Origin of the sequence: Pseudomonas sp. D4002 (genome assembly GCF_013385665.1) — a bacterium.
Lineage (GTDB): Bacteria > Pseudomonadota > Gammaproteobacteria > Pseudomonadales > Pseudomonadaceae > Aquipseudomonas.
In genome coordinates this window covers 15892-27991 of sequence record NZ_JACAPN010000002.1, presented here as the reverse complement: position 1 = coordinate 27991, position 12100 = coordinate 15892, and the positions used below count along the sequence as shown (strand labels likewise).

The following is a 12100-nucleotide window of genomic DNA, read 5'->3' as shown; positions in this document are numbered from 1 at the left end:
CGGGTGGCGGCGGGTGACCAGCGATGAACCTCAGGGACGACCGGCAAACCGACTTCGCCTACCAGGCGGTGTATCGCTACATGATCAACCTCATCGGCGAGGTGGGCACGGATGCCCGGGTAAAACTGCCATCATTGCGGCAGCTGGCGGAGCGCCTGAATGTGTCGATCTCGACCATTCAATACGCTTATTCGTTGCTCGAGAAGGAGGGCCGGGTGTACTCGGTGCCCAAGTCGGGCTACTACGCCTGGCCGGTGTTGAATAAACCGCCAGGCAGCAGCGGTGGCGACCTGCTGGAGCGCCTCTATGCCAGTGCGCGACGTCCGGGAATGCGCGTGCTCAGCGCCGATGAGCCGGCACTTGCGGCGTCACTGGACGCAGCGCTGTTGCTGCTCGAGCGCGAACTGTTGCGGCATTACCCGCATCATCTGCAGCCATGGTCGCAGCCCTGTGGCGTGTGGGAACTGCGGGCGACGCTCGCGGCGCGCTATACCTCGTCGCCGACCCGTTGCTGGCAGGCGGACGAGGTATACATCGGCGCCGACTTGCGCGGGGTACTGGAAATCCTGATCGAGGTGCTGGGTCTCAAGGGCGCTGCGATCATCGTCGAATCCCCGTGTGACTGGCTGATCCTGCGGTTGTTGCAGGGGGCAGGCGTGAGGGTTCTCGAATTGCCATTCACGGCGGACGACGGCCTGGACCTGGCGTTGTTCGAGCAATTGCTCAGCACCGAGCCGGTGCAGCTGGCGTTGCTGTCATCCGGTGTCAGCCTGCCGTCCGGCGTAGTCCTGTCCACCCATGACCGCCTGCAGCTAGTGCGATTGCTGGACCAGCATGGCTGTTGGTTGTTAGAAAATGACAGCCATGGTGACCTCGGCTTCGGGCAGCCAATCACCGCGTTACGGGACCTGGCCAATCCCGAGCGGCTGATGGTGTTTTCCACGTTCGAGAAGATGCTCGGGCCGGAAGCGCCGTTTGGCTATTTGCTGTCGCGCCACCTCAGCGGCGAGCTGCAGCGCCAGTTCCTGTTGCGCGCATTCCGGTTGTCCTCTATCCGCCAGCGCGCGATTGCGCGGCTCTATCAAAGCGGGCGCATCGACCAGCATCTGCGGGAGTTGCGACCGCAACTCAAAGAGCAGGCCCGGCTCATGGGCCTGCGGCTGGACACGCATCTGGGCAACCAGGTGAGCTACCGAATGCCCGTCGCTGGCGCGACCTTCTGGTTGCGCTCAGAGGCCCCGGTGGATATGCGCCAGGTGTTCCAGCGCCTGCTCACCCGGCAGGTGGTGATTGCGCCGGGGGAGTTGTTCAGCCTCAGTGGCCTGCACTGCCAGCATCTGCGGCTGAGCCATGCCGTTGACGGCGCCCATAACCTGGAGAATGCCCTGGATGAGCTGGCTCTGGCGCTCAGGCAGGCACAGACCGGCACTGAATGAAATTTCGCTGATTGCTGTAGGATTTATAACGTCGCGGAGCAGTCCAAGTCCCAGTAAACTGCACTTTTTTCCGAATCCTTCTCTTTCCGAGGTTTATGCATGACTCTCAGTCCTTTTGCGGGCAAGCCGGCACCAGCTCAATTGCTGGTAGACATCCCGCGACTGGTAACGGCCTATTACACCGGCCAGCCTGATGCAGCGATCTCCACCCAGCGCGTCGCCTTTGGTACCTCCGGACACCGCGGCAGCTCGTTCGACCTCAGCTTCAATGAATGGCACGTGCTTGCCATCAGCCAGGCCATTTGCCTGTACCGTGAAGCCCAGGGCATCAACGGCCCGCTGTTTGTCGGCCTCGACACCCACGCGTTGTCCACCCCGGCCGGCGCCAGTGCGCTGGAAGTGCTGGCCGCCAATGGCGTGCACGTGATGCTCGCCGAAGGCGATGAGTACACCCCGACACCGGCGATTTCCCACGCCATCATTTGCTACAACCGCGGCCGCACCAGTGGTTTGGCCGACGGCATCGTGATCACGCCGTCCCACAACCCGCCACAAAGCGGCGGCTACAAGTACAACCCGCCCAACGGCGGCCCGGCCGACACCCACATCACCAAGTGGATCGAAGCCAAGGCTAACGAACTGCTGGCCAATAAGCTGGCCGGGGTCAAGCGCATCACCCATGCCCAGGCGCTGAAGGCCGACACCACTCATCGCCACGACTACCTCAACACCTACGTGGCCGATCTGGTCAACGTCATCGACTTCGATGCCATCCGCAACGCTGGCTTGCGCCTGGGCGTCGATCCGCTGGGCGGAGCAGGGGTGCGCTACTGGTCGGCCATCGCCGAGCATCACCGCCTGAACCTCGACGTGGTGAACACCGAAGTGGATTCGACCTTCCGCTTCATGAGCGTCGACTGGGACGGCCAGATCCGCATGGACCCGTCCTCCAGCTACGCCATGCAGGGGTTGATCGGCCTCAAGGACCGTTATGACGTGGCCTTCGCCTGCGACCCGGACCACGACCGCCATGGCATCGTGACGCCGTCCGGTGGCTTGCTGGCGCCGAACAACTACTTGGCCGTGTCCATCGACTACCTGTTCCAGAACCGCCCCGAATGGCGCGCTGATGCTGCGGTGGGCAAGACCGTGGTCAGCAGCGGCTTGATTGATCGCGTGGCCAGGCGCATTGGCCGTCGCCTGTACGAAGTGCCGGTGGGCTTCAAGTGGTTTGCCGATGGCCTGTTCGACGGTTCGCTGGGTTTTGGTGGCGAAGAAAGTGCCGGCGCCTCGTTCCTGCGCAAGGACGGCAGCGTGTGGAGCACTGACAAGGACGGCTTGATCCCGGCGCTGCTGGCGGCGGAAATGACCTCGCGCAAAGGCCAGGACCCAAGCCAGATCTATCGCGGGCTGACCGATGCACTGGGCGAGCCGTTCGCCATTCGGGTGGATGCCAAGGCGACTCCGGCGCAGAAGGCCTTGTTGGGCAAGCTGTCGCCAGACCAGGTGACGTCCACGCAGTTGGCGGGGGAAAGCATCCAGCAGATCCTCAGCCACGCGCCGGGCAATGACCAGGCGATCGGCGGGCTGAAAGTCATGACTGAAAACGGCTGGTTCGCCGCACGGCCATCGGGCACCGAGGACATCTACAAGATCTACGCCGAGAGCTTTATCGGCGAAGATCACCTCAAGCAACTGGTGGAAGAGGCCCAGGTGTTGGTGGACGGGGCGATCTCGGCTAACTGATACCAAAGTGACTGATTAACCTGTGGCGAGGGAGCTTGCTCCCGCCGGACTGCGCAGCAGTCCCATTTTTGGGCGCGCTTCGCACCCCAGCGGGAGCAAGCTCCCTCACCACATTCAAGCTCGGTCAGGCGAGGTCGACCAAGACGATCTCGCTGTCCTCAACCGCTGTCACCCGCAGTACCTGCTCATCCTCAACTGCCACACCGTCTCGAGCTTGTGCACGCAAGCCATTGACTTCAATCACCCCGGTGGCCGGTACCAGGTACGCCCGGCGTCCGTTGTCCAGCCGATACTCGGCACTTTCACCGGCTTTCAGGTTTGCCGCTACCAAGCGTGCATCGGCCCGAATCCGCAGGCTTTCGCTGTCTCCGGCCTTGCCACTGGCCAGGGTCACAAACCCTTCGCGGTCACCCTTCGGAAACGGCTTAGCGCCCCACGACGGCGGCAAGCCGGCCTCATTGGGAATGATCCAGATCTGGAAAATCTTGGTCGGCGTAGCTTCCAGGTTGTACTCGCTGTGGGCGATCCCGGTGCCGGCGCTCATTACCTGGACGTCGCCGGCCTCGGTGCGGCCCTGGTTGCCCAGGTTGTCGGCATGGCTGATGGCGCCTTCACGCACATAGGTGATGATTTCCATGTCCCGGTGCGGGTGCTGCGGGAAGCCGGTGCCCGGTGCGATGAGGTCATCGTTCCACACCCGCAGGTTGCCCCAGTGCATGCGCTTGGGGTCATGGTATTCGGCAAACGAGAAGTGGTGGTGAGCGTCCAGCCAACCGTGATTGGCGCCGCCCAGGGTGTTGAAAGGTCGAAGTTCAAGCATGATCGTCTCCTGTGGATGGGAGCCATCATCCAGCAGCGCCAGATCGATAAAAAGCGTAAAAAATGCTGGATTCCTATCGAATGCTTCGATGCCGATGCTCAGGACTTGTCTTCACTTCATCGCCTAACTGCATGAGCGCAAAGCAATTGGCTGGAACTGTGGGGCATTTGCGGCGACCATAGGGCTCTTGTCCGAGTTAAAGCATCGCAGGAGTCCGCGTGCCGCAACACACCCCCGATCTGCCTCCCGAACTGCGGCCACTGGCCGAAATGCCCCTGTTGAAACGGCTCGCCGCCCGATTATTCGGTCACGGCCTGACGCGCCTGCGGGCACAGCACCGTTTCTCATGGCTGCATGGCCAGGCCGACGGCTTTCGCAGTGGCCACACGGCCGGCGTGGAGTATGGCTATAAGGAAGGCAAGGCGGATGGTATCGAAGAAGGCCGCCAGGTCCTGCTGATTCGTGACTTCCGGCCGGATGAGCACACTGCGCCGGGTGTTGACGACAACCTGTTCGATGATTGGCGCCTGCCGCTGACCGCCGAGTTGAAAAAACGCATCAAGGCTGATGTGGCGCGCCTGCTGCCGGCCCATGCCCAGCCGAGTGCGGCGCAATGGAAGATGATTTTCAGCGATACGCCGTCCACCTCGGTGATCGCCGGCGCCGGCGCGGGTAAATCCACCTCGCTGGTGCTGCGTATCCTGCTGCTGACCCATTACCTGGGCTTCGAGCTGAGCTCGATGACGGTGGTGACCTTCACCCGTGAGTCGCGCAAGGACTTCATCAACAAGCTCATGGAAATTCTCGCCTTGTGGGGCCAACCCCTTGGTATGAAAGAAGCGCAAGCGGTGGTGCGGACCTTTCACTCACGCATCCTGCCAATGGTGCGCAGCCTGCCGGGCCTTGAACGGCTGCAGGCGTTCGAGAACCTCAATGCGCGGACCGAAGCGGGCTTTGATGAGGCCGACAGCAACCCCTTCGAATTGCGGATCAACGACGCCCAGCGCCAGCAACTGAATGCCTGCTATCACCGGCTGCATGGCCGCCATGAACGCTTCCGCGAACTGATCGCCCCGCTGGCGCGCCATGCCCTGCAACTCAAGGAGCTGGAGCGGGATCACCCGGACGTGCAAAAACGCGTGGCGGTGACCGAACTGGCGGCCAAGCGCGATGAAGAACTCTGCGATGTGATCGAAGACCTGTGGTTTCGTGCCGGCGCCTGGCCGATCAAGGGCATCGAGCCCAATCGCCAGACGTTCGATATCAACGGCGCGAAGTTTCACTGCCATGGTTACATTGCCGAACTGGGTGCCTGGGTCGTACTGGGCTTCGACCCGCGGGAAAATGCCCAGGTCAGTCGACCCGGGTCCAAGCTGTCAGTACGTGCCGAATGGGCGGTAAAGCGAACCCTATTTCAAGCTTTCTGCCGTAAGCCATTGATATGGCTAGAAAGCTACGAGTCTTCCAAGCGGCTTTTAAGCAGCCTGGCAGGTGACGCAACAGCGGGCCCGGGCTTCGATTACAAGGTCAAGGGCGAGCTGGGTTCGGCACCGTTGCTGGACAGCTTTGTTGCCGCCGCCGGGTTCATCGAGAACCTCGGGCTGGATGTGCCCACCGCCGTGGGCAAGATGAGTTTTGCCAAGGATGATCCAGACCGTTTTTACTTCGAGGCACTGAGCATTTTCTGGAAGGCCCTCGAAGATCACTTGCTGGACCAGTCGCCACCGGTCATGACCTACAACCGGATGTTCTCGCTGTTTGGCGAAAACACCCCGGAGAACCTGAAGTTGCTCAGCGACCCGCTGCTACGGCCGATGTCGCACCTGATGATCGACGAATTCCAGGACGTATCGCCGCAGATCGTCTCGTGGATCCGGGCCAGCTTGCGGGAGATCCGCAGCCGCGGGCCGGCCATGCACGTGGGGCGCGGGGCCCAGCGCTCTTCGCTGTTGTGCGTGGGCGATGACTGGCAGTCGATCTATGGCTGGCGTGGCAGTTCGCCCAAGTATTTCATGGAGTTCAACAAGGAGTTCCCGTCACCCACGACCACCCGGGTGATGCTGGGCGAGAACTACCGCAGCCATCAGCACGTGATCGATGCTGCCGAGCACATTGTGCGGGCGGCCCCGGCCATCAGCGGCAAGAAAGCCAAGGCCAGTGGAACCGCGAAGGAGTTGGTGCCGGTCACGGTGCGTGACCGTGACGATGCGGCGCTGGGCCAACAACTGCTGGCGCACTATCAAAAGGGTGACTCGGTGTTAATGCTGTATCGAAAAAGCAGCGATAAGTCATTGATGCAAGAGCATATTCAGTCGGTAGTTAATGTGGATTCTAGTTTGCCGTACGGCAGCCGCCGGCTCAAGCAACTGACTTATCACAGCGCCAAGGGCTTGCAGGCGGATGCGGTATTCCTGCTGGGCGACTGCCTGCACTTGACCAGTTCGCCGTACAAGAACCAGGTCTACCGCATGGCAGGATTGGGCAAGGACGGCGATACCGAAGCTTACGACAGCGCGCAGAAAGACGAAGTGCTGCGCCTGGCCTATGTGGGCATTACCCGGGCGGTGAGCCATTGCTATTGGTATGTCGACGGCCAGGATGGCCAAGGGGTGAATGTGCCAAAGGCTTCGGACCGGGTTGCCGGGGACAAACCGTTTTTTGACGACCAGCGCATCAGCAAATCATAAGGGGTGACGTTGAATCCTGTGGCGAGGGAGCTTGCTGTGGCGAGGGAGCTTGCTCCCGCTGGAGTGCGCAGCGCTCCCAGGATTTTGGGGCTGCTACGCAACCCAGCGGGAGCAAGCTCCCTCGCCACAGGATACCTGCGTTGCCAGATCAAGCCCTTAGCGACAGCGGCGGCACAAACGACTCCAGTTCATCCTCAACCGCCTCGATGATCCGTTCCACGTCAGCAGCGTTCATCACCGTGGCGCAAGGGATACCGGCAATTGCAATCAGGGTTTCCCCGCTGGCGCGGTCGAACAGGCGGGCGATCATACTGCCGGGAGCATCCATGCTCGCCTCAAAGCCCATAGGATGAAAGTGCCAGCGCATCAACTGGCAGGCATTGGGGAATGTCACTTTGTTCATGTTGCCCACCTTGTTCATTGAGCGCTTCCTTTAGCTCGCTGCAGGGGCGCCATGACCGTCACTGGTCCTGGCCGTCGTGAGCATTAAAAATAGCATTCGTTCGCATCGGGCATGGGAGTTTTTTCGTCCCGTCCGGCAGTTGTTTTCAATAACGTTGATATGGGTCACGTGCTGCGTGGTATTAAGCGAAAGGCCATTAGTCGGAAATATCAAATGGCCGTTGAGCGGGTACGGGCAGTTGGGCAAGCTGCCTCTTTTTTCACCGGCGTAGAGCGCTCAATGCAAGACATCATTCCGGATGACTCCCAGAAAACCCAAGCTACGGCCAAGCTGGTACTGCGTCACCATCTGTGCTGGCGGGATCGGGACCTGGATGGAGTGATGTCGTACTACCATCCGGACATCCAGTACCACGATTTCTTCCAGAACCGCGTGGTGGGTGCCGGCGAGCTGCGCGAATACCTGCAAGCCAGCATGCCCCGTGGCGCCGACGAAGCGATCGAACACACCGACCGCATCCGCGCCGACGGCGACACCGCGTTCATCCAATACCGCATCACCTTGCGTGGCGGCCAGGGCCTGGTGTCGTTTCGCACCAGCGAAGCGATTACCGTGCGCGATGGCTTGATCTGGCGGGTCAACGAGTACGCCTCCCTGGTCCACGAGCAGTCTGCCAGCCGCCGCGAGACCACACGCCCGACCGTCAGCCGCCTGGGCCTGTCGCCGCAGCAACTGAGCTACATGGCCAACGACCTGCAACAGTACTTCGAGCGCCAGCAACCCTATCTGGACCCCGAGCTGGACCTGCAACGGGTGGCGAAGGAGTGCGGGTACAGCCGCAATCAGATTTCCTACCTGTTGAACCAGGTGCTGGGGCAAAGTTTTTATCGCTACGTCAACCAGGCACGCCTCCAGCATTTGCTGGCTGCACTGGAAATGGCCGCGCCGCCGATCCGCATCGACGAACTGGCGTTTGCCGCCGGCTTCAATTCGACGTCGGCGTTCTACAGCAGCTTCCGCCAGCACACCGGCCAGTCGCCCAAGGCCTACGTCAAACAAATTTCCCTGCGTGCACGCGCGCAAGACAGCCCCTGAGGCCAGGCTCTAGGATCACTGCCATCGAAGTGTGGTGGTGGAGCTTGGCATGCCTGCATGGCGCAATATCAGTTTATGGATGGACCAGCTGGACGAGCCGCTGCTGGCACGCGCGTCCCTGGAGCAGGACCTGGACGTCAACGTGGCCATCATCGGCGCCGGCTACACCGGGCTCTGGACCGCGTATTACCTGAAGCGCCAGGCGCCCGAGCTGAAAATCGCAATCATCGAGGCGCAAACCGCCGGGTTCGGTGCCTCGGGCCGTAACGGCGGCTGGCTGATGGGCAATCTGCTGGGAGAGGACCGCCTGTTGGCCGGCCTGACCCCGGAACAGCGCCGGGCCTCGTTCGACCTGCTGCACGCCATCCCCGACGAAGTCGCGCAAGTGATCGAGCGCGAAGGCATTGACTGCGACTACCGCAAGGGTGGTGTGCTGTATTGCGCCGCGCGCTACCCCGAACAGGAAGCCACCCTGCGTGCGTACCTGGCCAAACTTCACAGCCAGGGCCTGACCGACGACGATTACCGTTGGCTTGGCCCGCAACAACTGGCCGAGCAGATCCGTATCGCCAAGCCTTATGGCGGCATCTATGCACCCCACGTTGCCACGATTCACCCGGCCAAGCTGGTGCGCGGCCTGGCGCGGTTGGTGGAGCGGATGGGCGTCAAGATCTACGAAAACAGTCCCGTCACTCATTGGCAGTCCGGCAGCCTGCGCACGGACAAAGCCTCGGTGCGCGCCTCCTGGGTGGTGCCGGCAGTGGAAGGGTATGCCACCACGCTGGCTCCGCTGGGGCGCTATCAGTTGCCGGTGCAAAGCCTGATCGTTGCCACCGAGCCGTTGCCGGCCAGCACTTGGGACGAGATCGGCCTGAATCGTGGCCAGGCGTTCGGCGAGAGCAGCCGGCAAGTGACTTACGGCCAGCGTTCGGCGGACAACCGCCTGGTGTTCGGCGCTCGCGGGGGTTATCAGTTTGCCGGCAAGTTGCGACACAACTTCGATCTCACCGACAGCGAAGTCGAACTGCGTCGCTACCTGTTCGGCGAACTGTTCCCGCAGCTCAAGAAAGTCCGGATCACCCACGCCTGGGGCGGCAACCTGGGCATGTCCCGGCGCTTCAAGCCGCACATGCTCTGCGATCACGCGGCAGGCATCGCCCTGGCCGGTGGTTACGGCGGCGAGGGCGTAGGCGCCAGCAACCTCGGTGGCCGCACCCTGGCGGACTTGATCCTGGGGCTCGATACGCCGTTGGTTCGCCAGCCATGGGTGATTCAGCCGGGCCGGCTGGACGGGCTCAAGGCCTGGGAACCGGAACCCTGCCGCTGGCTGGGCTACAACGCGATCATCCGCAGTTTTGTGCATGAGGACCAGGTGTTGGCCAACCCCAATACCGCCCCGTGGCGCCGCAAACTGGCCAGCGGGGTTGCCGGGTTCATGGAAGGTTTCATGCACTAAGTCGTTTCAATCACCACAGGTATGAACATGAGCATTACCCAGTTCAAAGACACACTCAGCGCCCATTTGCCGGACTCCTCGCCCGTCGCCATGCCACTGGGCACACCGGTCGCGGTGGCCTCGACCTTGAGCGTGGAACGTAGCGACGGCGTCGAAACCGGCATCTGGGAATGCACGCCCGGGCGCTGGCGCCGGCAGATCAAAGCCCAGGAGTTTTGCCACTTTATCCAGGGACGCTGCACCTTTACCCCCGACAACGGGGAAATGCTCCACATAGAAGCCGGCGACGCACTGATGTTGCCGGCCAACAGCACCGGTATCTGGGACATCCAGGAAACCGTGCGCAAGACCTATGTATTGATCCTCTGATTCTTTGATCTTTGATCGCCTGCCATAAAAACAGCCCTAAAACCGCCAGGAAATCGAACCATGAGACCCATTGCCCTGTTGCCGCTGGTATTCGTCGCCACCCTCAGCCAAGCCGCCGAGACGGTGAAGATCTACAACTGGTCGGACTATATCGCCCCCGACACCACCAGGAACTTCCAGAAAGAAACCGGCATCGGTTTCACCTACGACGTGTACGACAGCAACGAAACCCTCGACGGCAAGTTGATGACCGGCAAATCCGGCTATGACGTGGTGTTCCCCTCCAACCACTTCATGGCCCGGCAGATCCAGGGCGGGGCGCTGAAGAAACTCGACAAGAGCCAGTTGCCCAACTGGAAAAACCTCAACCCGGTGCTGCTCAAGGCCCTGGAAAACAACGACCCGGGCAACGCCCACGGCTTCCCGTACCTGTGGGGCAGCACTGGTATCGGCTACAACATCGACAAGGTCAAGGCGGTACTCGGCGACAACGCACCAGTGGATTCCTGGGACCTGATCTTCAAGCCCGAGAACATGCAAAAACTGCAGAAGTGTGGCGTCGCCATCCTCGACAACGGCCCGGAACTGCTGCCCGCGGCCCTCAACTACTTGGGCCTGCCGCACCACAGCAAAAAGGCGGAAGACTACAAAAAGGCCGAGGACCTGCTGATGAAAGTGCGGCCGTACGTGGCGTATTTCCACTCCTCGAAATACACCGCCGACCTGGCCAACGGCGACATCTGCGTGGCCGTCGGCTTCTCCGGCGACATCCTCCAGGCCGAAAGCCGCGCCAAGGAAGCCAGGAATGGCGTGAATATCGGCTACAACATTCCCAAGGAAGGCGCCGCCATCTGGTTCGACATGGTCGCCATGCCCGCCGATGCCCCGGATGAAAAAGCCGGCTATGCCTTCATGAACTACCTGCTGCGCCCGGAAGTGATGGCCAGCATCACCAACTACGTGCACTACGCCAACGGCAATGCCGCGGCGGACAGCCTGGTGGACCCGGCGATCAAGAGCGACACCAAGGTGTACCCAAGTCCGGAAATGATGGGCAAGTTGTTTGCACTGGAAGCGATGCCACTGAACATCGACCGGATTCGTACGCGGGTGTGGAACACCATTCGTACCGGGCGTTGATGATCGTTCCCACGCTCCGCGTGGGAATGCATCCTGTGACGCTCCGCGTCACGACTTCAAAAGCGCATGCGGAGCGTCCAGGGCGGCGTTCCCACGCCGCGGAATCAAGGATTCTCCAAGTCATGCCCCAACGACTGGATAAACAACGAAAACAGCTCCGGCTGCGACGAGATATCCAGCTTGGCATACAGGTGCCGGCGGTGAACCTTGACCGTATCCGGCGAGATATTCAGCCGTTCGGCCATGGCTTTTGACGAAAACCCGCGCAACACCAATCGCGCTATTTCCAGCTCCCGTTCCGACAACACGCCACAGCCGAAATGACTCAACGCGTCCCGTATCTGGCTGGCCATTTCCGCCGGCGCGGCCACTCGCTGGGTGCTTTGCTGCCAATGCTGCTGCATCAACGGCAACACCCAGGCCGCGAGCATGGTCATCAACCCCGTTTCCTCGCCGGTAAACAACCGCTGCATTCCCAACGACAGCGATAACGTCCCCGCACCCGGCAATTGCAGGATGAATTGCACCTCGTCTTCCAGCACGTTGTCGTGGAAGTAATTGAGGAAGTATTCACTCTGGCGAAAATGATCCGGCGCCACTTCCTCAAGGCGGTACACGCCACTGGCATACCCCTCGCGACACGCCTGGAAAAACGGGTCCAACAGGTACAAGCCATTCAGATAAACCAGCATCGACGCCGGTTTGCTGCTCGGTTGTGCGTCGTATTCTTCCAGCGCTTCGGGCGGGCCATCGGCGGGGTAGAAGATCGCCAGGGCATTGTCGAAGGGCAGGCATTGGTGCAGCAACAGCACCAGTTGCTTCCAGAAACGCCCGGTGCCGATCTGTGCGACGGTACGCCCCAGGCCCGCGTGCATGCCGACTTCCCTGAACAGGCTCATGTGCAGCTCCACGCTAAGGATTCAGGCCGCAAGGGTTCGACTTTTGCCC

At 61.3% G+C, this 12100-nt stretch carries 10 protein-coding genes; 7 read left to right on the top strand and 3 right to left on the bottom strand.

Annotated elements, in window-relative coordinates; genetic code table 11:
• The first annotated feature begins 23 nt into the window (after positions 1 to 23).
• Together HX824_RS00855 and pgm are read left to right on the top strand one after the other, a co-directional pair.
• Positions 24 to 1436 (top strand): PLP-dependent aminotransferase family protein, encoded by a 1413-nt coding sequence (locus HX824_RS00855; protein ID WP_177054026.1) that lies wholly within the window; start codon positions 24 to 26, stop codon positions 1434 to 1436.
• A 99-nt stretch (positions 1437 to 1535) separates the two neighbouring features.
• Positions 1536 to 3182: a phosphoglucomutase (alpha-D-glucose-1,6-bisphosphate-dependent) gene (gene pgm / locus HX824_RS00850; protein WP_177020824.1), complete on the top strand. Its 1647-nt coding sequence runs from the start codon at positions 1536 to 1538 to the stop codon at positions 3180 to 3182.
• 124 nt (positions 3183 to 3306) lie between these two features.
• Here pgm and HX824_RS00845 read toward each other — a convergent pair whose 3' ends face one another.
• Positions 3307 to 4002, bottom strand: a complete 696-nt coding sequence (locus HX824_RS00845; RefSeq protein ID WP_003217133.1) for a pirin family protein — start codon at positions 4000 to 4002, stop codon at positions 3307 to 3309.
• Between the two features lie 218 nt (positions 4003 to 4220).
• Between HX824_RS00845 and HX824_RS00840 the strand changes: the two genes are divergently transcribed.
• On the top strand, positions 4221 to 6689 hold the full coding sequence (locus HX824_RS00840) for a UvrD-helicase domain-containing protein (RefSeq protein WP_177054025.1): 2469 nt from the start codon (positions 4221 to 4223) through the stop codon (positions 6687 to 6689).
• A 148-nt stretch (positions 6690 to 6837) separates the two neighbouring features.
• Here the strand turns inward: HX824_RS00840 and HX824_RS00835 are convergent, their stop codons facing one another.
• Positions 6838 to 7110: a DUF1652 domain-containing protein gene (locus HX824_RS00835; RefSeq protein WP_003217129.1), complete on the bottom strand. Its 273-nt coding sequence runs from the start codon at positions 7108 to 7110 to the stop codon at positions 6838 to 6840.
• Positions 7111 to 7371: 261 nt separating this feature from the next.
• Here HX824_RS00835 and HX824_RS00830 point away from each other — a divergent pair, with 261 nt between their 5' ends.
• From HX824_RS00830 to HX824_RS00815, 4 genes are read left to right on the top strand one after another with little or no spacing between them, the layout of a single operon-like run.
• Positions 7372 to 8187: an AraC family transcriptional regulator gene (locus HX824_RS00830; RefSeq protein ID WP_003217127.1), complete on the top strand. Its 816-nt coding sequence runs from the start codon at positions 7372 to 7374 to the stop codon at positions 8185 to 8187.
• A 49-nt stretch (positions 8188 to 8236) separates the two neighbouring features.
• Entirely contained in the window at positions 8237 to 9643 is a 1407-nt protein-coding gene (locus HX824_RS00825; RefSeq protein WP_087694414.1) for an FAD-binding oxidoreductase, read from the top strand.
• A gap of 27 nt (positions 9644 to 9670) precedes the next feature.
• Entirely contained in the window at positions 9671 to 10012 is a 342-nt protein-coding gene (locus tag HX824_RS00820; RefSeq protein ID WP_177054024.1) for a cupin domain-containing protein, read from the top strand.
• A gap of 60 nt (positions 10013 to 10072) precedes the next feature.
• The gene (locus HX824_RS00815) at positions 10073 to 11152 is read left to right on the top strand and encodes a polyamine ABC transporter substrate-binding protein (protein ID WP_177020827.1); all 1080 of its coding nucleotides are present in this window, start codon (positions 10073 to 10075) and stop codon (positions 11150 to 11152) included.
• Positions 11153 to 11256: 104 nt separating this feature from the next.
• On the opposite strand, the gene HX824_RS00810 is transcribed toward HX824_RS00815, so the two are convergent.
• Complete coding sequence (locus HX824_RS00810; protein ID WP_008433783.1) at positions 11257 to 12051, bottom strand: helix-turn-helix transcriptional regulator; 795 nt, start codon at positions 12049 to 12051, stop codon at positions 11257 to 11259.
• Between the last annotated feature and the right edge of the window lie 49 nt (positions 12052 to 12100).

Bases quoted from the DNA above. Each gene is read 5' to 3' on its own strand.
- HX824_RS00855 (WP_177054026.1), top strand. From the start codon at position 24: ATGAACCTCAGGGACGACCGGCAAACCGACTTCGCCTACCAGGCGGTG.
- pgm (WP_177020824.1), top strand. From the start codon at position 1,536: ATGACTCTCAGTCCTTTTGCGGGCAAGCCGGCACCAGCTCAATTGCTG.
- HX824_RS00845 (WP_003217133.1), bottom strand. From the start codon at position 4,002: ATGCTTGAACTTCGACCTTTCAACACCCTGGGCGGCGCCAATCACGGT.
- HX824_RS00835 (WP_003217129.1), bottom strand. From the start codon at position 7,110: ATGAACAAGGTGGGCAACATGAACAAAGTGACATTCCCCAATGCCTGC.
- HX824_RS00830 (WP_003217127.1), top strand. From the start codon at position 7,372: ATGCAAGACATCATTCCGGATGACTCCCAGAAAACCCAAGCTACGGCC.
- HX824_RS00825 (WP_087694414.1), top strand. From the start codon at position 8,237: ATGCCTGCATGGCGCAATATCAGTTTATGGATGGACCAGCTGGACGAG.
- HX824_RS00820 (WP_177054024.1), top strand. From the start codon at position 9,671: ATGAGCATTACCCAGTTCAAAGACACACTCAGCGCCCATTTGCCGGAC.
- HX824_RS00815 (WP_177020827.1), top strand. From the start codon at position 10,073: ATGAGACCCATTGCCCTGTTGCCGCTGGTATTCGTCGCCACCCTCAGC.
- HX824_RS00810 (WP_008433783.1), bottom strand. From the start codon at position 12,051: ATGAGCCTGTTCAGGGAAGTCGGCATGCACGCGGGCCTGGGGCGTACC.